Annotated in this window: 20 protein-coding genes and 3 pseudogenes; 10 read left to right on the forward strand and 13 right to left on the reverse strand. The window is 58.7% G+C overall.

Features of this window, described 5'->3' with window-relative positions:
- Positions 1–133 precede the first annotated feature (133 nt).
- The 4 genes and pseudogenes from CAter10_RS23110 (at position 134) to rarD (ending at position 5,208) form a co-directional block, all read left to right on the forward strand.
- Positions 134–1,510 (forward strand): annotated as a pseudogene (locus CAter10_RS23110) (aldehyde dehydrogenase family protein).
- Positions 1,511–1,699: 189 nt separating this feature from the next.
- Positions 1,700–2,604: pseudogene (locus CAter10_RS08355) on the forward strand (LysR family transcriptional regulator).
- 278 nt (positions 2,605–2,882) lie between these two features.
- A pseudogene (locus CAter10_RS08360) lies at positions 2,883–3,853 on the forward strand (bifunctional helix-turn-helix transcriptional regulator/GNAT family N-acetyltransferase); the annotation flags it as partial.
- 422 nt (positions 3,854–4,275) lie between these two features.
- On the forward strand, positions 4,276–5,208 hold the full coding sequence (gene rarD / locus CAter10_RS08370; RefSeq protein WP_061533063.1) for an EamA family transporter RarD: 933 nt from the start codon (positions 4,276–4,278) through the stop codon (positions 5,206–5,208).
- 15 nt (positions 5,209–5,223) lie between these two features.
- Here the strand turns inward: rarD and CAter10_RS08375 are convergent, their stop codons facing one another.
- Complete coding sequence (locus tag CAter10_RS08375; protein WP_231879236.1) at positions 5,224–5,682, reverse strand: ACT domain-containing protein; 459 nt, start codon at positions 5,680–5,682, stop codon at positions 5,224–5,226.
- Between the two features lie 622 nt (positions 5,683–6,304).
- Here CAter10_RS08375 and CAter10_RS24235 point away from each other — a divergent pair.
- The 3 genes from CAter10_RS24235 to CAter10_RS08390 all read left to right on the forward strand — a co-directional run bounded on the left by CAter10_RS24235 (position 6,305) and on the right by CAter10_RS08390 (position 8,692).
- Positions 6,305–6,490 carry an HAD family hydrolase gene (locus CAter10_RS24235; protein WP_335340216.1) on the forward strand — a complete coding sequence of 62 codons (186 nt, stop codon included), beginning with the start codon at positions 6,305–6,307 and terminating at the stop codon, positions 6,488–6,490.
- 65 nt (positions 6,491–6,555) lie between these two features.
- On the forward strand, positions 6,556–7,281 hold the full coding sequence (locus tag CAter10_RS21875; protein ID WP_205630298.1) for a glutathione S-transferase family protein: 726 nt from the start codon (positions 6,556–6,558) through the stop codon (positions 7,279–7,281).
- Positions 7,241–8,692, forward strand: a complete 1,452-nt coding sequence (locus CAter10_RS08390) for an MFS transporter (protein WP_061533066.1) — start codon at positions 7,241–7,243, stop codon at positions 8,690–8,692. Before CAter10_RS21875 ends, CAter10_RS08390 begins: the two co-directional genes overlap by 41 nt.
- Here the strand turns inward: CAter10_RS08390 and CAter10_RS08395 are convergent.
- The 3 genes from CAter10_RS08395 to imuA are packed head-to-tail and all read right to left on the reverse strand — an operon-like array spanning position 8,689 to position 14,079.
- Positions 8,689–11,862, reverse strand: coding sequence for an error-prone DNA polymerase (locus CAter10_RS08395; protein ID WP_061533067.1), 3,174 nt, complete (start codon positions 11,860–11,862; stop codon positions 8,689–8,691). The two genes, CAter10_RS08390 and CAter10_RS08395, sit on opposite strands and share 4 nt — an antisense overlap.
- Positions 11,863–11,879: 17 nt before the next feature.
- Positions 11,880–13,355, reverse strand: a complete 1,476-nt coding sequence (locus CAter10_RS08400) for a Y-family DNA polymerase (protein ID WP_061533068.1) — start codon at positions 13,353–13,355, stop codon at positions 11,880–11,882.
- The gene (imuA, locus tag CAter10_RS08405) at positions 13,288–14,079 is read right to left on the reverse strand and encodes a translesion DNA synthesis-associated protein ImuA (protein WP_061533069.1); all 792 of its coding nucleotides are present in this window, start codon (positions 14,077–14,079) and stop codon (positions 13,288–13,290) included. The genes CAter10_RS08400 and imuA overlap by 68 nt, the downstream gene beginning before the upstream one ends.
- 195 nt (positions 14,080–14,274) lie before the next feature.
- Between imuA and CAter10_RS08410 the strand changes: the two genes are divergently transcribed.
- Complete coding sequence (locus CAter10_RS08410; RefSeq protein ID WP_061533070.1) at positions 14,275–14,616, forward strand: hypothetical protein; 342 nt, start codon at positions 14,275–14,277, stop codon at positions 14,614–14,616.
- Positions 14,617–14,627: 11 nt separating this feature from the next.
- On the opposite strand, the gene CAter10_RS08415 is transcribed toward CAter10_RS08410, so the two are convergent.
- The 3 genes from CAter10_RS08415 to CAter10_RS08425 form a co-directional block, all read right to left on the reverse strand.
- Entirely contained in the window at positions 14,628–15,335 is a 708-nt protein-coding gene (locus tag CAter10_RS08415; RefSeq protein ID WP_061535237.1) for an amino acid ABC transporter permease, read from the reverse strand.
- 2 nt (positions 15,336–15,337) lie between these two features.
- Positions 15,338–16,090, reverse strand: a complete 753-nt coding sequence (locus tag CAter10_RS08420) for an amino acid ABC transporter permease (RefSeq protein ID WP_061535238.1) — start codon at positions 16,088–16,090, stop codon at positions 15,338–15,340.
- Between the two features lie 94 nt (positions 16,091–16,184).
- A complete protein-coding gene (locus CAter10_RS08425; RefSeq protein WP_061533071.1) occupies positions 16,185–17,000 on the reverse strand; it encodes an ABC transporter substrate-binding protein in 816 nt (271 codons plus the stop codon).
- A 219-nt stretch (positions 17,001–17,219) separates the two neighbouring features.
- Here CAter10_RS08425 and CAter10_RS08430 point away from each other — a divergent pair, with 219 nt between their 5' ends.
- Entirely contained in the window at positions 17,220–17,978 is a 759-nt protein-coding gene (locus CAter10_RS08430) for an SDR family oxidoreductase (RefSeq protein WP_061533072.1), read from the forward strand.
- Between the two features lie 36 nt (positions 17,979–18,014).
- Here the strand turns inward: CAter10_RS08430 and CAter10_RS08435 are convergent, their stop codons facing one another.
- Complete coding sequence (locus CAter10_RS08435; RefSeq protein WP_061535239.1) at positions 18,015–18,584, reverse strand: flavin reductase family protein; 570 nt, start codon at positions 18,582–18,584, stop codon at positions 18,015–18,017.
- Here CAter10_RS08435 and CAter10_RS24025 point away from each other — a divergent pair.
- Entirely contained in the window at positions 18,583–18,708 is a 126-nt protein-coding gene (locus CAter10_RS24025) for a hypothetical protein (RefSeq protein WP_257722350.1), read from the forward strand. The two genes, CAter10_RS08435 and CAter10_RS24025, sit on opposite strands and share 2 nt — an antisense overlap.
- Positions 18,709–19,077: 369 nt before the next feature.
- Here the strand turns inward: CAter10_RS24025 and CAter10_RS08440 are convergent, their stop codons facing one another.
- From CAter10_RS08440 to CAter10_RS08460, 5 genes are read right to left on the reverse strand one after another with little or no spacing between them, the layout of a single operon-like run.
- A complete protein-coding gene (locus CAter10_RS08440) occupies positions 19,078–20,088 on the reverse strand; it encodes an SIS domain-containing protein (protein ID WP_197467238.1) in 1,011 nt (336 codons plus the stop codon).
- Positions 20,081–21,196: an N-acetylglucosamine-6-phosphate deacetylase gene (gene nagA / locus CAter10_RS08445; RefSeq protein ID WP_061533073.1), complete on the reverse strand. Its 1,116-nt coding sequence runs from the start codon at positions 21,194–21,196 to the stop codon at positions 20,081–20,083. Before nagA ends, CAter10_RS08440 begins: the two co-directional genes overlap by 8 nt.
- Complete coding sequence (locus CAter10_RS08450) at positions 21,193–22,122, reverse strand: glucosamine kinase nucleotide-binding domain-containing protein (protein WP_061533074.1); 930 nt, start codon at positions 22,120–22,122, stop codon at positions 21,193–21,195. Before CAter10_RS08450 ends, nagA begins: the two co-directional genes overlap by 4 nt.
- A 59-nt stretch (positions 22,123–22,181) precedes the next feature.
- Positions 22,182–23,303: an ABC transporter ATP-binding protein gene (locus CAter10_RS08455; protein ID WP_061533075.1), complete on the reverse strand. Its 1,122-nt coding sequence runs from the start codon at positions 23,301–23,303 to the stop codon at positions 22,182–22,184.
- A 16-nt stretch (positions 23,304–23,319) separates the two neighbouring features.
- Positions 23,320–24,207, reverse strand: a complete 888-nt coding sequence (locus CAter10_RS08460; protein WP_061533076.1) for a carbohydrate ABC transporter permease — start codon at positions 24,205–24,207, stop codon at positions 23,320–23,322.
- Between the last annotated feature and the right edge of the window lie 6 nt (positions 24,208–24,213).

Here is a 24,213-nt window from a genome sequence, read left to right on the forward strand (position 1 = left end):
GACGAGTTGAGGGTGTCGGTAACCGAGTTGGAATCCTGTCTCTCTAAAAGGAATGTGCGGCAAGAGGCTAGGGGGATTGAAGATCAACGATCATCGTCCAATGCAGATGACGGTTTCATCACGGAAGAATGGCATGCCTAACAAATTTCAAGTAGTGCTTGATGTGCAGAAGGCACATTTCCTGAGTGACAAAACGAAATGCTATGAATGGCGCATTGACCAGCTCGACCGCATGGAGCAGATGCTGCGCAATCACCAGGAAGAATTCTGCGCCGCGCTCTATCAGGACTTCGGCAAGCCGTCCTTTGAGCAGCTTTTCGAAATCACGGTGCCTCTAGGGAACGTTAAGTACTACCGCGAAAACCTCAGGGAGTTGATGGCGCCGCAGCCAGTAGCGATTCCGAAGGGGCTGGAAGCGACAGGCAACAGCGGCTTGATCTTGAAGGAGCCCTACGGCGCAACGCTGGTGATCGGCCCGTTCAACGCTCCCATCCTGTTGTTGCTGGATCCGGCCATTGCCGCACTGGCGGCGGGCAACACGGTGGTGCTGAAGCCGGCCAATACCACGCCGGCCACGGCGGCACTGTTCCAAAAGTTCGTGCCACAGTAGTTCGAGCCGGAAAACGTGGCCATCGTCACCGGTGGGCGCGAGGAAATCTCGGCGTTGCTGGAGCTGCCTTTTGATTTCATCTTCTTTACCGGTAGCTCTGCTGTTGGCAAGGTGGTGATGCGCGCGGCGGCTGAAAACCTGACACCAGTGATCCTCGAGCTTGGTGGACAGAACCCCACCATCGTGGATGAAACCGCCAACCTCGACATCGCGGCGGACCGCATCGCTTGGGGGCACAATGCCATCTCCGGTCAGTGGTGCATTGCGCCAGGCTACGTCTACGTGCACGAGAGTGTCGCGGACGAGTTCATCGCCAAGCTAAAGGCATCGATCGTCAAAATGTACGGCATTGATCCGATGCAAAGCCCTGACTTTGCCCGCATGATCAGCGAGCACGACGCGCAACGCGTGGCCTCCTACATCTTGCCCGACAAGGTGGTGCATGGCGGTCGCAGTGATATTCTCGGCCGCTACGTGGAGCCGACGGTGCTCTATCCATCGACCTGGGACGACCCGGCATTGCAGCAAGAAGTCTTTGGCCCGGTATTGCCAGTGATGCCTTACACCGACCTGAGGGAGATCGTCGGTATCATGAAGCGTAAGCCAAAGTCGTTAGCCGCCTACATTTTCAGCAAGAACCAGGTTGCCGTTGACTATGTGCTGGGCAGCCTCTCCTTCGGTGGCGGCTGCGTGAACCAGACCAATCTGCACTGCTGGATCGACAGTTTGCCTTTCGGTGGCGTCGGTTATGCCGGCATGGGCAAGTACTACGGCAAGGCCGGCTTCGACGCGCTCAGTAATACCAAGGCGCTATTGATAGGTAATCCGGACCTCGAACTCGATGTCTTTCCACCTTATGCTGGCAAGGACATCGAAAAGAATCTGAGTGTTTTCTCGTGAACGGTTCAGGAACGTCCGGGCAATTTTCAAATTGCTCTTCTCGATAGAGAAAGAAGACCCATTGCTGATCGGAATGCTCTTTTAGGACATGTTATCTCGCTTGTGAAGCAAAATTTCCTCGATCAAGGCGGATTTACAGGCTGAAGGCATTAACTCGTTGGAGTGATTCATGATTTATAAAACGATCTTATGGACAAACTAGATCAGTATCGTGTCTTTATTCAAGTTGCCGAAATGGGCAGTTTCATCAAGGCTGCCTATGCATTGCAACTGCCGCGTGCTTCAGTCTCGGCCGCCATTCAACAGCTCGAATCGGATATGGGAGCGCGGTTGCTACATCGTACAACGCGACAAGTGCGTCTGACTGTCGATGGCGTTCAGTTACTGGAAAGGGTGCGCCAGCTCCTTGCCGACGCAGAGGATATCGACAAATTATTTCATACCAGTCAACGTAAAGTCTCGGGTCGACTCAACGTGGATGTGCCAAGTCGCATTGCTCGCCGTCTCATTGCCCCCGCACTGCCTAGCCTATTGCGCCGTCATCCCCATCTGCAATTGTCGTTGGGCTCGACTGATCGCGCCATCGATCTAGTGCAAGAGGGGATAGATTGTGCGGTGCGAGTCGGCACATTGCTCAATAGCACGCTAGTAGTTCGCCCCTTAGGCCAGATCGCAATGATTAACTGCGCCAGCCCCGGCTATTTGCAAGATCATGGGGTACCCATGGGGCCAGAGGATCTGACCAAAGGCCATTGGTCTGTGGGGTATACCTTAGCCTCTACGGGAAGAGAACTACCTTGGGAATATCTTGTATCGGACAGCAAACATACGGTGGATGTGCCTAGCCGCGTAGTTGTCAACAATGCTGAGAACTACATTGCTTGCTGTTCTTCGGGCATGGACTGATCCAGATTCCACGTTTCGATGTACAGCATTTGCTCGATAGAGGATTGCTGGTGGAGGTGATGCCCGAATTTCGTGCGGCCCCAATGCAAGTGTCGCTCATCTATCCGCATCGCCGCCAGCGCTCGCACCGACTCAATGCGTTTAGCGAGTGGTTCGAAGTCTTGATGCGACCTTATCTTGAGCCGTAGGGCGCTAGACCTGATAGAGGTAAGGGAATTCAGTAATTTGCAAAAATATGCCCGATAAATTCTACAGTCGCATGCGCGCCAAGATATGGCGTCACGCCAGTGCCGAACAAGTTTTAATACAGGAATTGCGTACTGACCTGCAATGGCCGCGGCCTTGTGCGCATGTGAGTTGGACGAGCAGTAGCGGCCGCAGCACAACATTCCAATAAAGCCTGACTTGCATAAGTTGCGTTATGCAACTATATTGGTTGCGATACGCAACTTGTGTGAGCCCATTCATGGACCTTGCCGATCTTCAAGCCCAACCCGGAGAAACGACGATTCTGGAACTCCGGGACTTTTCCCGAAAGCTGGTTCGCGAACTCGGTTTCATGCGAACGACCTTGGCCGATAGCGATCTTGCGCCGTCGGCTGTCCACGCGATCATCGAAATCGGGGCGGCGCCGGGGATAAGTGCAAAGGACCTGGGCAACATCCTGCGATTAGACAAATCGAACACGAGCAGACAGCTCGCCCGGATGGAGACCAGCGGCCTTGTGAGGCGCACGGTCGCACAGGCAGACGCCCGCACGTCTGAACTGTATTTGACAGACATTGGGCAGAAACTCCGGAAAAAAATTGACCGATTCGCGACGGATCAGGTCTCCAACGCGCTTCGGCGCATGGTCCCGGCTGATCAGCAAGCCCTGGTTCGTTCTCTCGCACTGTACGCTGATGCGCTCGCGCAAGACAGTTCACTCAATGCAGCTTCCCAAGGTGGCGCAACCGGCGGAATTATGGAGGGATATCAATCGGGTTGTATTGGTGACGTTGCGAGCTTGCACGCCCGGTTTTACTCGGAGCATTGGGTTTCGATGCGTTCTTCGAGAAGAAGGTGGCAACTGAGCTTGCCGAGTTTGCCAGCGCGCTGCCAGCCGATGGCAAGGCGCTATGGCTTTACGCCGAAAATGGTCGCTCTCTCGCCTCTCTGGCAATTGACGGCAATGATGAAACGGGTACCGCCCATTTACGCTGGTTCATTGTGGACGATACATTGCGTGGTTCTGGTGTCGGGCGGCAATTGATGTCGCATGCGATGGACTTTGTCGATAGGCGCTTCAGAGAGACCTACCTCTGGACCTTCAAGGGGCTGGATGCGGCGCGCAATCTGTACGAAAAATTCGGCTTTCAATTGACGGATGAATCGGAGGGCGCGCAGTGGGGAACCCGGGTCATCGAGCAACGCTTCAGTCGCCGCTCTGCCGCCCGTGGGCCAAGTAGGCGCGATTCCGGTTTGTCACGTGATGGGCCAAAGATGGGTTTGCTCTGCCTGCTGCAGCGCTGCGATGCCAGCCGATTTCCAGCGATGGGCAAGTGCGCGAGCAACCCTGCAGGCCGGCTTCCTGATAAGCTTCGTGACGGCCGTATCGGCAATACATGTAAAACAGGAAATAAAATGGCAAAGAAGAAAAATGATGATCTGGATCCGGAAACCCTGGCCCTGATCAACTGGTGCATCGAAGTCGAGGGCTTCCTGGTGGCTGGCGGCGCAACGCTGGAGCAGGCGCAGGAACACATTGAGGAGCAGGTCGAATGGTTTACCGACCAGTTTTACGATGGCTTGACGCCCGAGCAAGCCGCCAAAGCTGCGCTCAGCGATTGAGGTTGGCGGCATCTATGAATTCCAATTGAATGAACCAGCATGAGATAGGGCGCGGCATCAGTTTGTCGGTCGGCGCTTCGATGGTGTTCGCTTTGCTGTCCGGCTATACCAAGTGGCTGGCGCCGCTCGACGGGCTGGATATCTTTGCCTGGCGCGTGGTGTGGACGTTGCCGGGAGCACTCGCGTTGGTGGTTCTGCGCCAGCGCATGCCGCAAGCGCGTGAGCTGCTGCGGCGCCTGCGGCGCGAACCGATGACTTGCGCCATGCTGTTGCTCGTGGCGGCTTTGCTTGGGGTGCAGCTCTGGATATTTCTGTGGGCACCGCTGCATGGCCGCGCACTGGAAGTGTCGCTGGGCTATTTCCTGTTGCCATTGACGATGGTGCTGGTCGGCCGTTTTCATTATCACGAACGGCTGGATGTGTTTCAGTGGCTGGCGGTGGCGTTTGCGCTGGTCGGCGTGCTGCATGAGTTATGGATGACGCGCAGCTTTGCCTGGCCGACGCTGGTGGTGGCGCTCGGCTATCCGCCGTATTTCATCCTGCGTCGCAAGATCAATGCTGATCCAGCGGTGGCGTTCGCTGTCGAAATGGCTTTGCTGTTGCCGTTTGCGGTGGCGATGCTTTACGCACGGGATTCGTGGGCGCTGGTTGCGCATCGGCCTGCCATGCTGTTCGTGTTGTTGCCGGGGCTGGGCCTGCTGAGCACCATCGCGCTGGCTTCTTATCTTGGCGCCAGCCGCTTGCTGCCGATGGCGCTGTTCGGCATCCTTGGCTATGTCGAACCGGTGTTGCTGGTAGGTGTTGCGCTGGTTTTTCTGGGCGAAGCGCTGGCGCCGGGACAGCTGGCGACCTACATTCCGATCTGGTGTGCGGTTGGCCTGACGGCGGTACATAGTGTGCGCCTGCTGCGCAGGGAAAGAGCAATGCGTCGCGATGGCGCGGCCAATCGCTTGCCGCGCTGAAAATTACCGGTCCGCTTACGAGGGCTGTGCCTTGCTGGCATGGCGCAGCGCAAGTTTGGTCAATACCGCCAGCGCTTCGCCGGCGCGCGCGGCCGGTACAAATACATGATCGTGAAAATAGGCTGCGACCACATTGGCGCTGATACCGGATTGCGCCAGCTCGGTTGCCACGCATGCGGTCAGTCCGACCGCTGCCAGGCTGGAATGCACGCTGAGGGTAATCATGGAGAACAGACCGTCGTATTTCAGGCCGGCGTTGTCGGCTGCCTGCCGTTCCAGGATCAGCGTCAATCCTTCCGCTTCCTGGAAGGAGGCGATTGGCGCCAGGGCCGCAAAGCTGCCGTAGGCTTGTCCGGGGATCGTGCAGAACACAAACAATTCCTTGCGCGCTATCGGGTGCATCGAAGCGAGCAGGGTGTCAAGATCGGTGATGGCGCTCATCGTCGTATAGGAAGAGTGTTGGTTAATCGTCATGCATGTGCATGATACACCGTGGCGGCTGCGTCGAAGTCATCGTCCTGTCATGAGACTGCTATATGTTCCGATCAACGGTTGCGGACAACCATTGCCGGCAGCACCTGTTTCCTGATGGATGACTCATGTACAAAAACAACAAGCGATTAATCATTCTCGATGCCGACGGCACCACCATCGACGCCTACAGCGCGATCGACAAGACATTTTCCCGTCACGGCATGGAGATCGGCGACGAAGAGAGGTTTCAGAAGCGCCGCCGCCTGTTCAAATATCTTGGCGGCTTGAAGGAGTTTCCATCCAACCTGAAGAAGCAGATCGGCAAGCAGAACCGCAAGCTGCTGATTGCCACTCTGACCGAGGTCTACCGTGAAGAGGCGTTGCTGTATCCAGGCATTGCCGGCCTGGTGCAAAGCCTGATCGCCGCACCCGATGTGGTTGTTGGCCTGGTCACGCGGAATGTCACCAACCAGCCGGAAGAAACTCTCAGGCAACTGTTCCGACGTCACGACATCGATCTGAACGCGCTCGATTTTTTCGCGCATATTCCGACCCACCAGGAAAAGTCCAGGAATTCCGCGCAATCCGCGAACGCTTCGACATCAATCCGGCACGCGCCTATATCTGCGGCGACGAACACAAGGATTATCTGTCGGCGATCGGTAGCGGCATGCATCCTTTCATGGTGTCTTACGGCTTTGAAAGTCACAAGCGACTGATCAAGAAATTCCTGGTGCCGGAAGAAATCATTTCACGTTCGCCGGCCGAGCTATGCCAGCGTGTGCGGCACGCGCTGGAATTGATTTAGCCGAGACGGGCCACTCCTGCTAGAATTTATCTCTTAGGGCGAAGAGATAGGGCGAGGCAGGAGACATGTACACACTCTACGGTTTCAAGGGTTCCGGTTCGGCAGCAGTCGAAGCGGCGCTTGAAATGGCCGGACTGCCGTATCGCAGGGTCGAAGCGGCATCCTGGGCGCCGGCATCTGCCATTGATGAATTACAGCGGGTCAATCCGCTCATGCAAATTCCGACGCTGCAATTGCCGGATGGCGCCATATTGACTGAGAGTGCGGCGATCCTCCTGCATCTTGGCCTGCACCATCCATCTTCCCATTTGCTACCGATCGACCCCGGGCAACGTGCGCAGGCTATCCGAGGCTTGGTGTTCATCGCCGCCAACTGCTATGCGGCGATCGGTGTCATCGATTTTCCAGAGCGCTGGTGCGTGGATGCCGACACTGCCGTGCAGGAGCAGATTCGGCTTGGCGCCACCGAGCGGCTGCATCGCAACTGGGAGATTTTCGCCGACACCTTTCCGCAACATCCTTTTCTCAGCGGTTCCAGGCCGGCGCACTGGACCTACTGGCCGCAGTGGTCTCCAAATGGTCGGGCGCACGCGCCCACTTGGCGCAGGTGCGCCCGAATTTTGCCGCAGCCATCGCACTGGTGGAACGTTACCCGGGCATCGCGCCGGTGTGGGAGCGGCATTGGAAGAATTGATTTTATATGGCGTGGTATTGAGGCCTTCGGCATAGCCGGCGGATTGATTAAAAAAAATGGGGAGACCAGTTGTGGCGTCACAAAGCGAGTTGTCTGAAGAACAGTTGATGAAGAAGGTAGCGTGGCGCTTGATGCCGTTGCTGATCGTGATGTTCCTGGTGTCGTTCATCGATCGGCAGAATGTCGGGTTCGCCAAGCTGGAGATGGTGCATGCATTGCACATGAGCGAGGCCGCGTATGGATTGGGCGCTTCGCTGTTTTTCATCGGCTACCTGCTGTTTGAAATTCCCAGTACGCTGGCATTGCACAAATACGGTGCACGGGTATGGCTGGCACGCATCATGTTCACCTGGGGCGCGGTGACGATATTGCTCGGCTTCACCAGTTCGCTGCCAATGTTCTACGTGCTGCGTTTCATGCTTGGTATCGCCGAAGCGGGTTTTTATCCCGGCGTGATTTACTACCTGACATTGTGGTTTCCACAGGCATATCGCACCCGGGTGCTCGGTGTGTTCACTCTGGGTAGCGCGTTGGCGAACATGTTGGGCGCGTTGGTGGGCGGCTTGTTGCTGAATCTGAACGGTACGCTCGGGCTGGCCGGCTGGCAATGGGTCTTTATTGCGACCGGTGCGCCAGCGGTGTTGCTAACCCTGATCGTGATGTTGTACCTGCCGGGTTCGATCGATGAAGCGAAGTTCCTGTCGGCCGGCCAGAAAGCCCGACTGAACGACATGATGCGCCGCGACGCGCCGCCCAACGCAACGCATGGCAATCCGCTGGCGGCGCTGTGGGATCTGCGGGTGTTGCTGTTTGCTGCCACCTACATGCTGATGTCAACTTCGCTGTACGGCGTTACCTATTGGCTACCGACGTTGGTCAAGGGGTTCGGCGTCAGCTCCACCATCAACGGTTTGTTGAACATGATTCCGTGGGGGCTGGCGGTGTTGTTGCTGTTGTGGTTGCCGGGCAAGTTACGCGGCGACCGCGTGGTATATAGAGCGATTGCCGTCATCGGCCTGCTGGGTTTGTTGTGCTTTACCTCCAGCGCGTTGCTGGATTCGAATATCCTGCGCTTTGGCGCGCTGGTGATCGGTGGCGCCTGCATCACCTTGCTGTATCCGTGTTTCTGGTCGCTGCCGCCGAAATTCTTCCAAGGCGCACGTGCCGCCGCCAGTATTGCTGCGATCAATTCGATCGGTAATCTGGGCGGGTTTTTCGGGCAGAATCTGATGCCTTATGTGGGCAAGGTCACGCATAGCAATGTGACGCCGATGCTGGTGCCGGCGGCTTGCCTGGCGGTGCTGGGGGTGGGTGGATTGGTGGCTGTCGGCTGGCAGCGCAAACGCGATTTGCTGGCGGTCGCCGATGCCGAGACTGCATTGCAGCGTCAAGTGGCGATTCAGGAGGACGGCAGCGAAGATCCGGGTTCCAGTATTGATCAGTTGCTCGACTTGCATCCAGATCACCTGGAAATGCCGCACCAGCAGCCAGGGCCGACAGCACGTTAATGAAAATCGCGGCTGCTGGTATTGAGTTTTCCCAGTAGCGGCGACAGATCCAGCAAGTGTTTGGCAACCAGGTGGCGCACGCCATCCTGGCATTGCCAGATGCCATAAACCCCCATCAATGCCGAGCCGGTCAGTTCCTTGCGCTGGCGTTCGACCAGGTCCGGCCAGACGATGACATTGACCGTGCCGGTTTCATCTTCGAGGGTGACAAACACCACACCTTTGGCCGTGCCAGGGCGCTGCCGCATCGTGACGATGCCGCAGCCGCGCGCCAGCTGGCCGTTGGCAAAGGTGTTCAGCACATCGGCCGGCAGGAAGCGTTTGGCCGCCAGTCGCGGGCGCAGCAGGGCCAGCGGATGGCGGCCCAGCGTCAGGCCTAGCGAGCGATAATCGTTGAGCAGGCTTTCTGCCTCGCCGGGTTCCGCCAGCAGCAACTCTTCCTCATTGACCTGAGCCTGCTTGAGCAAGTCTTTGTCGGGTGCACTGACCAGTGCTTGCCACAGCGCCTGGCGCCGGTTGCCGGATAGCGGCGCCAGCGTGTTAGCCGCGGCCAACGCTTGTAGCTGATCGCGCTTGAGGCCGGTGCGCAAGGCCATGTCCTTGAGATCGCTGAAGCGGCGCACCGCGCGCGCCGCTTCAATCTGCGATGCGCCGTCGGGATTGAGGCCTTGCACCAGGTTGAAGCCGAGCCGCACTGCTGGCCGGGCCGATTGCGGTATCGCTTCGAGCGCGGCATCCCAGTTGCTCAGGTTGATGTCGACCGGCAGCACTTCGACGCCGTGCCGGCGCGCATCCTGCACCAGTTGCGAGGCGGAATAGAAACCCATCGGTTGGCTGTTCAGCAACGCCGCCAGGAAGGCTTCCGGCTCGTGGCATTTGAGCCAGGCACTGGCATAGGCCAGCAGCGCGAAACTGGCGGCGTGGCTTTCCGGAAACCCGTATTCGCCGAAGCCCTGAATCTGGCTATAGATGGCTTCGGCAAAGCTTTTTTCGTAACCATTGTGGGTCATGCCGTCGATCAGTTGACGCTCGTATTTGTCAAGGCCGCCTTTACGCTTCCATGCTGCCATCGAGCGCCGCAATCCATCGGCTTCGCCCTGAGTGAAACCGGCCGCGATGACGGCGATCTGCATCACCTGTTCCTGGAAAATCGGCACACCCAGTGTGCGTTCCAGCGCTTCCCGCAATTCATCCTTGGGATAGACGATCAGTTCCGGGGCGATCTTCCTGTTTTGCAGATAAGGATGCACCATGCCACCCTGGATTGGCCCCGGCCGCACGATCGCAACCTGGATCACCAGATCGTAGAATTTATTCGGCTTCAGGCGCGGCAGCATGCTCATCTGGGCCCGGCTTTCGATCTGGAACACGCCGATGGTGTCGGCCTGGCAAATCATCTTGTATGTTGCCGGATCTTCGCGCGGGATGTCCTGCATTTCAAACGCCTCGCCGCGCTGCTCACCGACCATCGTCAGCGCCCGCTGCAGCATCGACAGCATGCCCAGCGCCAGCACATCGACTTTGAGTAGGCCGAGCGCATCCAGATCGTCCTTGTCCCACTGCACCACACTGCGGTCCTTCATTGCGGCATTCTCGATCGGCACCAGCCGCGACAGCTTGCCGCGTGAAATCACGAAACCGCCCGGATGTTGCGACAGATGGCGCGGGAAACCCATCAGCGTATGCGACAGATCGGCCCAGAGGGTGGCAATCGGCGTTTCCGGATCCATGCCGAATTCAACGAAGCGTTGCTGCAATTGCTGCTTGTCGTCCCACCAGCGCTGCGATTTGGCGATCTGGTCGACCACGCCGGGATCAATGCCGAGCGCCTTGCCAACATCGCGCAATACGCTACGCGGCCTGTAACTGATCACCACCGCGGTCAGGGCGGCGCGCAGCCGGCCGTATTTGTTGTAGATGTACTGGATGACGTCTTCGCGGCGCTGGTGTTCGAAATCGACATCGATATCGGGCGGTTCGTTGCGTTCACGGCTGATGAAGCGGCCGAACAACAGGGTACCGCGGCTCGGGTCGACTTCAGTAATGCCGAGGCAATAACAGACCGCCGAATTGGCCGCCGAGCCACGCCCCTGGCATAGTATTTTCTGGCTGCGGGCGAACTGGACGATGTCGTACACCGTCAGGAAATACGATTCGTAGGACAGCTCCTGGATGATGCCGAGTTCTTCCTCCAGTTGCTTTTGCACTGCCGCTGGAATGTGGTCATGGAAACGTTCGCGTGCGCCGATATAGGTTTGCTGGCGTAGATAACTGGTGGCGGTATGGCCGTCTGGGACTACTTCATCGGGATATTCGTAGTGCAGCTGATCCAGCGAAAAATCGCAGGATTCCGCAATCCTGATGGTTTCAGCCAGCGCTGCCGGCGGGTACAAATTGCCCAGCCGCAGTCTGGCGCGCAAATGCTGCTCGGCATTCGGCGCCAGCGCGTAGCCGCAGGCAGAGACCGGTGTGCCCAGGCGGATTGCGGTCAGCGTATCCTGCAATGGCTTGCGCGAGCGCCGATGCATGCAGACGGCGCCGGTGGCCACTACTGGCATCGCCATCTCCTGCGCCACTTGGGCAGTGATTGCGCGCTGCCGTTCATCGCCGGCCTGTTGCAGCATGGTTAGGCCGATCCAGCCGCGTTCGGCAAAGGTGTCGCGTAGCCACTCAGCCTGATGTGCCAGTGTGTCGGCATCGATGCCATGCTCCGGCAACAGGATCGCCAGGCAACCGGGCAGTTGACGCAGATGCGCGTGCTCGGCGTCGGGCGCTGCCAGGTCTTGTGGCCGCAGCAGATAGCTACCCTTGTCGGCACGGCTGCGCGCCAGCGTGATCAGTTCCGACAGGTTGCCGTAGCCTTCCAGGTTCCGTGCCAGCACGACGATGGAAAATGCCGGGCTGCCATCGCTTTCATGCAACTGGAACTGGCTGCCGATCAGCAGCGGAAAATTTTGTTTCTTGGCTTCGACATGGGCGCGCACCACGCCGGCCAGTGAACATTCGTCAGTAATCGCCAGGGCGCTATAGCCCAACTGGGCCGCGCGTTCCACCAACTCTTCCGGGTGGGAGGCGCCGTGCAGGAAAGTGAAGTTGGATATGCATTGCAGCTCGGCATAGGCCGGCAGCGCGGCAGGTGCAACCGATGATTGCGGAGAGGAGACGTCCATCTTGTGTGATCCTCGAATCAGGCAAACAAACCATGCAGGAACCATTGGACGTCATCGCCGCTGCGTTCCCGATAGATCCAGTAGCAGGCGGCTTCCGCACCTTCGGCGACGAAATAGTCGCGCACCGCGGCGGCGCCGTCCCACCAACCGCACTCGATCCGTTCCGGCCCCGACAACAGGCGCAGCGGCGAACTATAGAATGGCCGGTTTTCGCGCAGTATCAGGGGCAGCGGCGTTTGCAGCAGCCAGAACGGCCGTTGCAGTGGGCTGTTCTCTGTCGGCGGCTGGCGTCGCTTGTTGTCGGCGGCGGGGCGCCATGCATTAGCCAGTTCCGGCCGATGATCGGCCACTGCCGCCGGGCTCAGCACGTTCTCGCTGCCGAGCCGGGCGCTGAGCAGTTCCAGTAGGCGCGGGTAGGCGCCGGGCGTACCACCTGGTTCGGGAAACAAGGCGGCGCTGGGCGGTAGCATCGGCGTCACCTCGCTGGCTTGCAGGCGTAAAGCGATCACCGCAGCGTCGAGCTGCAGCCGGCCTAGTCGTTCCTTCAGCAGGCGTAGCAAATGTTCTTCGTGCCAGGCCGGTTCTGCCAGCGCGATCACCAATGGTGTGGGAGCAATTGCCTGGCGGCCGCGCTCGTGCTCCAGCGACAGTTCGAAGCGCGTCACCGCCAGTTGTTGCGCTACCAGCCAGCCGATCATCTGCAGGATCAGGCGGCGCGCCGCAAACAGCACAGCTTGTGCATGTTCGATCCGGTCCGGCAATTCTAGCCAGACGGAAAAGGCGGGCGGCGCCTGCACCCATTCGAATACTTCCGAGACGTCGCCGTAGGCGCGATCCAGGGTTTCCAGCACTTGCTTGTCGCTGCGTCGCTGCAGGCCGGCGCGCGGTAGTTTGCGCAAATCGGCCAGGGTTTGGCAGCCGATGCCGGCCAGCCATTCCTGGTAAGGGCGGGCCGCCGGCAGGGTCATGAAAGGCAATGCGTCCAGCCGCCGTTGCAGGCTTGCCAGGCGCAGGCTGCGGCGTTGCCTGGCGAGTTGCCGCTGAGGCTGGTTGTACGCCAGCAGCCAGGCGCCCTGTGCGGTGGGCGCCATGCTCAGTTGCGGAGTGAAACCAAGCGCCTGGATGCTATCGCGGATGCGCCGGCACAGCGCCAGACGCCCGCCGAACGCGCTCAGGCTGGCGCTGATGTCGAGCAGCAGTGTGTTTTCTTCGGCATGCGCGACTTCCGGCGTGTACTGCAACAGGGTCAGCGCGATCTCGTCGCGCGCGCTTTGTTCGCGCGGCAGATCGCGTTCGCACAACTGTGCCTGCGGCGCCAACGCAACAACGCCGCCGCGGCGCATGCCTGGGCGAATGCCGCTGGCCGCTGCACTGGGCGTCATCAGCAGCACCTGGTCGTGCTGCAGTACCACCAGCATGCAGGACTCAGACCAGCGTGGGCGCAATGTTTCCAACGCCAGCAACGGCAGGTGTATGCCGATCCACAGTGGCATGATCGAGTAATGAAAAAAGGGTTGAGGAGGAGGGGGTGGGCACTGCGTTGGGCATTTCAGCCGCCGCCATGGGGGCGGTCAGTTGCAGGTACAACGGCTGCTCGTGCTGCGGTCCCTTGCGTTTGATCAGTTGGATGTCGATGCCGTTGGGCGCCGGCCGCAAACTCAGGCGCAATGGCGCCGGCGAGGATTCATGCGCAGCGGCCAGCGGCCGAATCATCCACAGTACGGTATCGCTGGCCTGCGCTGCCAGGTGCAGCCGTCGCAACGCATCGCCGCGAATATGCGATTGCCACAGCAGCAGCGCGCCGCAACTGCCGTTACGTAGCACCTGTTCCGCCGACCACAGCGCATCGACGCTACGTCCGGCCTTGATCCAAAGCAGCTGTTCGGTGTCTAACCCGGCCGCGCTCCAAGCGGCAATCTGCGGCAGGTGTGGCGGTTGCAGCAGCACAATGCGGCGCTGTCGCGCGATCTGCACCAGCGCCGGCTGCAACAGGCGTATCTCGCCGTAGCCGGGATGTTGCAACAACAGTTCGATCAGAGCCGAGTGCGGCCAGCCGCCATTGGGTAGCTCGCGATCCAGCGCCGCATGGCCGGAAGCGCAGACGGCGCCCTGGTAAGAGCCCATCTGGTCGGCGCGCCACAACGCATGCGGCAAGGCCGAGACGACTGACTGGACGGCAGCGGAGTGGCTGAGTGACGCGCTGGCAAGCATGGACATGGGGTATCGAAAGAGTCCTTGGGGAGGATATTATACTGTATGTATGTACAGTACAAATTCAATCCACATTTAATCAATCTCACCCATTTCGATTTGTTTCCTTTTTGTTTCTCTATGTAAATATCTGTTGACGGCCCACCATGTTGCGCGGTGATAATGATGTCGTCTTACTTTTTAAATCAATGAAGGATCACGATGAAGAAAATAGTCCGTTCGCTTGTTGCAATCTGCTTGTTAGGTTTTGCATCTTTCACGCAGGCGCAGGCGCCGTCAATGGCCGACATTCGCGCAAGCATGGTCCAGAGTAATGTGCAAAGCTGCATGCAGGTGACACCGGCGACCGAGCCGAGCGTGCCGAAAGACCAACAGCATTTGCAGGCTTTTTGCAAATGCACTTCGGAGGGTTACGTCAACGGAATTTCCGACGCTGAACTGGGCGCCATGATCGCCGGCGCCGGCAGCGCCAAGGGGGCAAAAACGCCGACACAGCGCCTGCATGAGTCGATCGCTCAGTGCAAGAAAAAATTCGGCTACTGAGCATGACGGTCCTAGTGCGCTTGGCGCAACTGCCCATCGTACCTGGTGTTGAAGCAGGCGCCAATACGATCCGCGCACCAGGCCAGTCCTGTGCATAGCGCAAAGTAAATCAAGCCGATGAACATGAATATCTCGGCCGGATAAATCATGACCCGGCTGTTGACCTGCGCTGCCACAAAGGACAATTCGCCGACCCCGACAATGTAGGCCAGTGAACTGTCCTTGATCAACGTGACCCATTGATTGACGAATGACGGCAGCATCATCTGCAACGCTTGCGGCAGCACAATGTGGCGCAGCACGGCGAAGTGCGTCATGCCAAGCGACATGCCGGCAGCCCATTGGCCGGCGGGAATGCCGCTGATTCCGGCATGCACCGAATGCGCCAGGTAGGCGCCGCCGATCAGGGAGAGCGCGCACATCACTGAAAATACGCCAGGTACGTTGATGTGAAAAACGATCGGTAGCAGGAAGTAGGTCCAGAAAATCAACATCAGCACCGGGATCGCCCGGAAAAATCCAATGCCGGCAGTCAGCAACAGATTCGGCAGTCCGCGCGTGAGCGATAAACCGATGCCAAGCGCCAGCCCCAACACGGCCGAGGCCAGCGCCGATCCCAGACTCAGCAATACGGTCAAGGCTGCGCCGCCCAACTCACCCTCAGGGTAGGCTCCCCACAGCAGATATGGCAGATTGTCGGTCAATACGCTCAGTTGCATGCTCATCGATGTGCTCCATCGGTGAGACGTTGCCGGCGCCGCAGCAATTGGCCGCCGCTCTCAATCAGCGCGATGCTGCCGATATAGAACAATGTCGCTATTCCGAATGCCTGGAAAGTTTTGAAGGTTTGCGCCTCTACCTGGCGCGAGGTGTAGGACAGCTCAGCCAGGCCGATGGCCATCGTCAACGAGGTGTTCTTGATGATGTTCATGTACTGGCCGAGCAGCGGCGGCAGTGCGATTCGTGCTGCTTGCGGCAGGATCACGTAGCGCAGCACCTGCCAGCGCGTCAGGCCCAGTGCGGCGCCAGCCAGTCGTTGGGCTTCCGCCACGCCGCGCATGCCGGAGCGGATTTCCTCGCTGACGTAGGTGGCGGAATAAAGGCTCAGGCCGACGATGGCGCACAGCAGTTCGAACGATGGCCATGTCAGCGCCAGGTAGCTGCCAAACGTCACGCTGTGAACGCTGTTGAGCCATACCACAGTATTCTCGGGCAGCAGGCTGGAGATGCCGAAATACCAGAAGAACAGTTGCACCAGCAACGGCGTATTGCGGAATACCGCGATGAATATCGCTGCCGGGCGCGATAGCCAGCGTTGATGACTGGAATGGGCGGCAGCGATCACGATACCCAACAATGTCGATAGCACGGCGACCACTGCCGACAGTAACAATGTCATGTACAGGCCATCGAGCAGCCAGCCGATGTATTTAGGCGCCAGCATCTGGCCCAGTATTGCGTGAAACTCAATCATCAAGCGCGTCACCAGCGAATTTACTAACGTTAAATAAAAAAGCACCGGCAAACCGCAAGGCTTGCCAGTGCAAGACAGAGTCGATGCAATCGGTTTAGTTTTGACTCAACTTGGTATCGCCGATCTTGAACAGACGTGGCAGTGGCGATTTGCTGTTGGGGCCGAACCATTTGTCGTAGATTCGCAGCGCGGTGCCGTCTTTTTCGAATTCGCGCAAGGTGTCATTGAGCGCATTCACCAATCGTGTTTCACCCTTGGGGACGCCGACACCTTCATATTCTTCTGAAATGGCAAAGGCCGGGATTTCATATTTTTCCTTGTCCGGGATATTCGCCAGCAGCGCGATCAGCTTCGAACCATCCTGGGTAATCGCCTGGACATTGCCGTTGCGCAGTGCGGCCAGCGCGAATGGGGTGTCGTCATACAGCACCACCTTGGCAGCCGGATATTTCTCGCGCAGGGTGGTTTCCATCGTGGTGCCTTTGTCGGTGCCGATGCGCAGATCAGTGATTTGCGCAGCGTTCTTCAGCACGCCTTTTTTCGCCAGGAACTGCTGACCGGAGGCGAAGTAGGGAATGCTGAAATCGATCACTTGGGCGCGTTCGGCGTTGATGGTGAAGTTGGCGAACACCAGGTCGACTTTGCCGGATGTTAGAAGTGGAATCCGATTGGCCGGATTGGTCGGCACCAGCTCAACCTTGACGCCTAGTTTCTTGGCGACTTCGTTGGCGTAGTCGACATCCAGGCCGATGATCTTGTTGGTTTTCTGGTCGACAAAGCCGAACGGCGGATTGCCGTCAAAGGTGGCGACGCGCAGCACGCCGGCTTTCTTGATGTCATCGAGCTTGTCAGCGTGGGCGAGGCCGGACAGCAGCGTCAGGCAAGCGAAAAATATGGCATGTGATTTCATTGTTGTGTTGGTCCCTGGTTGGCGTTGAGGTCATTTGGCGGATCGTCATTGCGATCACCATGCCGGCCAGATTAACAAAACAATATCCCGGAGTGAACGATCAAAGTTGCATTTGAATATTACAAGTTTGCGAGCGCCGCTTGGGCGTTGAGGCCTCAAACTGAAACATCGTTAGAATAAGGAGATAAAACAGAGAAATACCAAACCAAGGAGCAGAGCATGACAGCAGTGAAGAAAGTAGCATTGGTTACCGGCGCCGGTTCTGGCATTGGCAAGCACATCGCCCTGGCGCTACTGCGCCATGATTACAGCGTGGTGCTGGCCGGTCGTCGCGCCGCGGCGTTGGAAGAGACGATTGCTGCGGGCGGTGCATACGGAGCGCAGGCATTGGCGGTGCCAACGGATGTCAGCGATCAAGCTTCGGTCAAGGCGTTGTTTGAAACAATCAAGGCGCGTTTTGGCCGGCTCGATCTGCTGTTCAACAATGCCGGCATCTTTACCAAATCGGCGTCGCTGGAAGAGGTCGATTTTGCGCAATGGCAGGCCTCGGTTGCGGTCAACCTGACCGGCGCTTTCCTGTGCACGCAGGAGGCATTCAAGATCATGAAAGCGCAAACGCCGGGCGGTGGACGCATCATCAATAATGGTTCGATTGCGGCCCATGCGCCGCGGCCCAATTCGGTCGCTTATACCGCGACCAAACATGCGATCACCGGCCTGACCAAGTCAACTTCGCTGGATGGTCGCAAGTACAACATCGCCTGTGGTCAGATCGACATCGGCAATGCCGCCACCGACATGACAGAGCGCATGCAGCAGGGGATCCTGCAAGCCAACGGCCAGATTGCGGTAGAGCCGACCATGTCGGTCGAGCATGTCGCCAAGGCAGTCCTGTACATGGCGGATTTGCCGCTTGATGCGAACGTTCAATTCATGACGGTGATGGCTACCAATATGCCATTTATTGGTCGCGGCTGAGGATTTTCCTGGATACGATGCTAGGCCGAATCCTCGTTACGACTTTAGCTCAACGTTGAATGCTTCGCCAGTGGCAAAGAATGCGCCGCCGGCCAGGTAATGAAGTGAGCGCTGGTCGTCGGCCGGGAAGTGCCAGCGTCCGGCCGAGAACGCCGCAGCATCGGCCCAGGCGGCGACCACTTCGGCGATGAACAGGTCGTAGCGCTGCTGGTTGTGTGGCTCCGGAATTACCTTGCATTCGAGCCATGCCAGGCAACCGCCGATCAGGGGCGCAGCAATCTTCTGCGACGGAAAAGTCGTGATATCCAGCGCCGAGAACTTGTCGCCATCGCGCCCCGAACTTGAACCGACTGCCAGTGTTGTTTCCGCCAGCGCCCGGGTCGGGATGTTCAACGCAAATTCACCGGATGCTTCCACCAGTTCACGCGTCAGGGTCTTGCTGTCGATAACCAGCAAAACCTTCGGCGGATCGAAATCGAGCGGCATGGCCCATGCCGCTGCCATCACATTGGTGACGCCGCCATGCGCGCTGGTGACGATGGTGGTTGGACCGTGGTTGAGCAGGCGATAGGCTTTGGCGAGTTCTACTGGCTGGATATGTTGCATGATCGTTTCCATCGTGGTTCGTTGCTATGGCAATCTTGCATTTTATCCGCATTCGGATGGTGTGAATGGCGTCATCGGCAGTTCGTTTGCGCCGTCCAGCAGCAGCGCCCAGGGGTTGCAATGACCGGGAATGCGCCACATATTTTAAAAATGGAGTTGCTTGAATCCTTTGGGGGCAGAGATTTTTTTCGCGCTCCTTCGCGAAAATTACTCTGACCTCAAAGGACGGATTCGGAGAATGACATGACCCGTTACGTAGTTTTTTAACGAAGCGACGCGTACCCGCAGTTCGTTAATTAGGGTCAGAGTCAAATTTCCGCAAAAAAAAGCGCGCAGAAATTTGACTCTGACCCTAATTGCTTAAATCAGCCCAGCGTAGTTAATTGGGGTCAGAGTTTTTTTTCGCGGTCTTTTTGCGAAAATTACTCTGACCCCATTTAACGGACCACGGAGTGCATGCCTAGGCGCACCACAAAAACAGATTCAACAAGCATTACTGCGTCTTTGTCACTTTACTCAAATGCCGTGGCTGGTCCGGATCCATCCCGCGCGCGACGGCCAGTTGCGCTGCCATGACGTAGAACGCCTGGATCGCGACGATCGGGTCGAGATCCGGGGTAGCCGCCACCGGCAGCGTTAGGTCGCGTGTGGCGATATCGTCCGGCGCTGCCAGCAAGACCTTGGCGCCGCGTCCGCGCATTTCTTCTGCCAGTTTGAGCAGGCTGGCCTGGGTTGGGCCGCGGGTGGCGAAAATCAGCAAGGGGTAGCCGTCGTCGATCAGCGCCATCGGGCCGTGCTTGATTTCGGCGCCGCTGAAGGCTTCGGCCTGGATCGCCGAGGTTTCCTTGAACTTCAAGGCCGATTCCAGCGCCAGCGGCAAGCTGATGCCGCGCCCCACCACCATGATGCGCGAGGATGGCGCCAGCACATCGATGGCGGGCGTCCAATCGAGTTGGGTTGCCGCCGTCAGTGCTTGCGGCAGCGCATCGATGGCAGCCAGAAATTCGGCGTCGTCCTGCCAGTGTGCTGTCAGTCTCGCCGCCGCCACCAGGCTGGTAATGAAACTTTTGGTAGCGGCGACGCTGAGTTCGGCGCCGGCATGCAAGGGCAACGTCCACTCAGCTGCGGAAGCTAGCGGCGAGGCGGCGTCGTTGACCAAGGCAACCGTGGTGGCGCCGCTGTCGCGAAAATAGCGGATCGGCTCGATGACGTCCGGGCTTTGTCCCGATTGCGAAATCGCGATGGCAAGGGCGTCGCGGGCAATCAGCGGGGCCTTGTTGAGCGTCACCAGCGATAACGGCAGCGATGCTACCACACGGCCGAGGCGGGCCATGATCAGGTAGGCGCAGTAATTGGCGGCATGGTCGGAACTGCCGCGCGCCACGGTCAAGATGGTCGATGGCGGCGCTGCGCGCAGGCGCTGACCCAGCTCGGCATAGCGATCACGATCCTGGCTGAGCTGCAAGGCGACATGTTCTGCCGCCGAGCGGGCTTCTTTAAGCATCAACGAGGTCAATTCTTTCTCCTTCTACATACACGGCTTTGAGCTTGAGCTGGCGGTCCAGCACAAGAATGTCGGCGAAGCAGCCCTCCTTGAGGCGGCCACGTTCTTGAATTCCCAGATAATCTGCGGGGTAGGTCGAAACCCGCAGCGAAGCTTCGGCGATATCCAGTCCCAACGACACCAGGTTGCGCAAGGCCTGGTCCATGGTTAGCGTACTGCCGGCCAGCGTGCCGTTGGCCAGGCGGACGCCGCCCAGGCATTTGTGCACCACCTGGCGACCCAGCATGTACTCGCCGTCAGGCATGCCGGATGCAGCAGTAGAGTCGGTCACGCAGTACAGACGCGGAATCGCCCGCAGAGCGGCCTTGATGGCGCCAGGGTGGACATGTAGCAGGTCCGGAATCAGTTCCGCATATTCGGCATGCGCCAGCGCTGCGCCGGCCATGCCAGGCTGGCGATGGTGGAAGGAACTCATCGCATTGAACAGATGGGTAAAACCGGCTGCGCCGTTCTTCAAGGCATTGACGCCGTCCTCGTAAGTACCAAGGGTATGGCCGATCTGCACTCGCATGCCAATCTTGGAAAGTGTCTTGACCAGTTCCATATGGCCGTTGATTTCCGGCGCAATAGTAATCAGTTTCAGGGGCGCGAAACTGCGCAGCCAGTCGACCTGTTCCAGCGAAGCGGCAATCGCGAAGTCCGGTTGCGCACCGAGTTTTCCTGGATTGATGTAAGGGCCTTCCAGGTGCGCACCCAGCACCCGCGCGGTGCCTGCACGACGGGCGCGGCAGGCGCGGCCGATGGCGCCCAGCGCCGCTTCCAGCTCTGCCGGCGGCGCAGTCATGGTGGTGGCCAGCATGCTGGTGGTGCCGTGCTGGGCATGCAGCCGAGAGACCACATGCACCGCATCGCCAGCTTCCATGATGTCCTTGCCGCCGCCGCCATGCACATGCAGGTCGATGAAGCCAGGCAGGATATAGTCGCCGTCGGCTGGCGCCTGTTCCAGCGCATGACCGCGGATGTCGGTGATGATGTCGTTAAAGGTGATGGCGCCGTCGACCCAGCCTTCGGTGGTCAAGACGTTGCCATGAATTTTTGTACTGCTCATACCGCCTCCTGTCCTTGTCCTTGCTGCGCTGCGAGTTGCCGGCGCAGCAGTATTAGTGCGCCGGTGGCGGCGTCAGCACGCGGTGCAATCGCGCGCGTTCTCAACGGCTCCGGCAGATAAGCCTTGAGCGGAATGGCCAGCCCGCCGCATAGCGCGATCGGCAGTAGCCCAGACGGATCTAGCGCATGCGCGATCTGATCGATTTCGACGCCGGCCTTGCGCAAGATGGTCGCCGCCGCCGGATCCTGTTCGCCATGGGCCACCACCAATGGCGCCAGTTGCGCGATGACGCTCTGGTTGGCGTCGTTAACCCAGGCGATGACTCGTTCCCGGTTTTGTTCGACGCTGAATGCATCGCTGCCGCCGCAGAACCTGACGATGGCGCTGGCCAGCGGCCCGGGAGAAACTCGACCATCGAGTGCCCGCTCCACATGATTGGCGGCGCGCAAGCCGATCCAGCCGCCGCTGGCTTCGTCGCCGGTCTGGAAGCCCCAACCGCCAACTTCGCGACGGCTACCGTCCGCCAGCAGCACTTCGCCGACGCTGCCGGTGCCGATGGCGACCACTGCGCCAGGCTGTCCCAGGTGCGCGCCGAGCAGGGTGGTGAAAGCGTCGGTGCCGATTGCGATCTCGCCGAAACCCGGATTCTGGGCGGAAAACTGTTCCGCCCATTGCTTGTTATTGACGCCGGACAAGCCAAAACCAACGGCGATTTCCTGGTAGGCCGGGCAAGCGATGCCAGCCGACTGGAATGCGCTGTCCAGCGCTGCGACGATGGCGCTCCATGCCTTGCCGGTGCCGTGCATCAAGGCCGACGGGCCGCTGCTGCCGACGGCAATCAGGCTGCCATCAGCACGCTCGACGCGCAGCTGAGTTTTGGTGCCGCCGCCATCGACGCCGACCAGGTATTGGTACTCTGCTTTCAATTGAACCCCGTTGCTTTTTTCTAAGAAGCGCGTAGTTTATCTGGTCGCGCGGCCTGTTCCTATTGCTTGGACGAAATCATGTTGCCCGGTTTCAGTCGCGGTAACGCCTGGCCATTGCTGTCGAATACGTGAAAGGCATGGCTCGGCGCCGACAGGGTGATGCTGTCGCCGATATGCACCGTGTTGTTGCCATCGCCGCGCACCACCATATCCTGGCCATTTTGCAATGTCACGTAGATGAAGTTGGCTTCGCCCAGGTGTTCGACAATGCTGACCTTGCCGCTGAATATTTCTCCACTATGCGCGTTTTCCAGGATATGTTCCGGCCGCAGGCCAACTGTCACGGCATCGCCGGCCTTGGTAGCGCCGGCGCTAACATTGGCGCTGATTTCCTGGCCGCTGTCGAGCTTGATCCGCAACGCTTCGTTGTCGACGGCGCTCACGGTGCCGGTAAACAAATTCATTTTTGGCGAGCCGATGAAGGTCGCCACGAACAGGTTCTGCGGCTGCTGGTACAGTTCTAGCGGCGAACCGGCCTGCTGGATGTAGCCGTCGTTCATCACCACGATCTTGTCGCCCAGCGTCATCGCTTCGACCTGGTCATGGGTGACGTAGACGATGGTCGCTTCCAGCTGTTTGTGCAGCTTGGCGATTTCCAGCCGGGTCTGGACCCGCAACGCGGCGTCCAGGTTGGACAATGGTTCGTCGAACAGAAACAGTTTCGGCTTGCGCACGATGGCGCGGCCGATTGCCACCCGCTGGCGTTGGCCGCCTGACAACTCACGCGGCAGCCGGTCCAGCAAATGATCGATCTTCAGGATGCCGGCGGCATGGCGGATGCGCTGGTCGATGGCAGCCTTGTCGGCGCCGGCGATCTTCAGGCCGAACGCCATGTTCTTGTAGACCGTCATGTGCGGATACAGCGCGTAGCTCTGGAACACCATCGCAATTCCGCGCTCCGCAGGAGGCAGGTGATTGACTATCTGGCCGCCGATCGACAGTTCGCCGCTGGTGATCGACTCCAACCCGCACAGCATGCGCAGCAAGGTCGATTTGCCGCAGCCCGAAGGGCCGACCAGCACCACGAATTCGCCGTCCTTGATTTCCAGGTTGAGATCGGCCAGCACCTTCTGCTTGCCGTCATACGATTTGGTGAGTTGTTTAACGCTTACGTTTGCCATGGAATGTCTCTTATTTTTACTTTACAGCGCCCGAAGTCAGGCCGCGAATCAATTGACGGGAGAAGATCACGTACAGGATCAGGATCGGGATGACGGCCAGCGACAGTGATGCCAGTACCGAATTCCAATCGGTCACGTACTGGCCGATAAATTGCTGCACACCCAACGTGACGGTCTTGGTTTCATCCGACGGCGCTAGAATCAGCGGAAACCACAAGTCGTTCCAGGCCGGGATCATCGTGAACACGGCTACCGTGGCAATCGCCGGACGGATCAGCGGCAGGATGATCTGGAAGAAAATCTTGAATTCGCCGACACCGTCGCAGCGCGCGGCATCCTTCAGTTCCTTCGGGATCTGGCGGATGAATTCGGACAGGATCATGACCGCCAGCGGCAACCCTTGTGCGGTGTACACCAGGATCAGCGCGCTGCGCGTGTTGATCAGGTTGAGGCTGACCACCAGTTGCAGGATGGATACGGTGCCGAGCCGGATCGGAATCATGATGCCGAGCGCCAGGTACAGCGCCATCAGGCGATTGCCGCGGAATTTGTATTCCGACAGCGCCCATCCGGCCATCGCGCCGAACAGCACGATCAACACCAGGGAACCGAGCGTGACCACCAGGCTGTTGCCGAAGTACAGCATGAAGTTGGTGTTGTGCAGCACCTTTTCAAAGCCGATCAGCGAGAAGCTTTCCGGAGTAGGGAAGGCCAGCGGATTGTCGAAAATCGCGTCGCGCGACTTTATCGAATTGATCAGGATCAGGGCAATCGGAAACAGCGCGATGACGGCATACGTGCACAACACCACGTGGACCCAGATGCGGCCCAGATTGGTGCGCAAGCGGCCGCGGCCGGCGACGGTGGCTGATTGTTCCGCCGGGAGCGAGGAGATGGAATTCATGGTCGG

This window comes from Collimonas arenae, assembly GCF_001584165.1.
GTDB lineage: Bacteria > Pseudomonadota > Gammaproteobacteria > Burkholderiales > Burkholderiaceae_D > Collimonas > Collimonas arenae.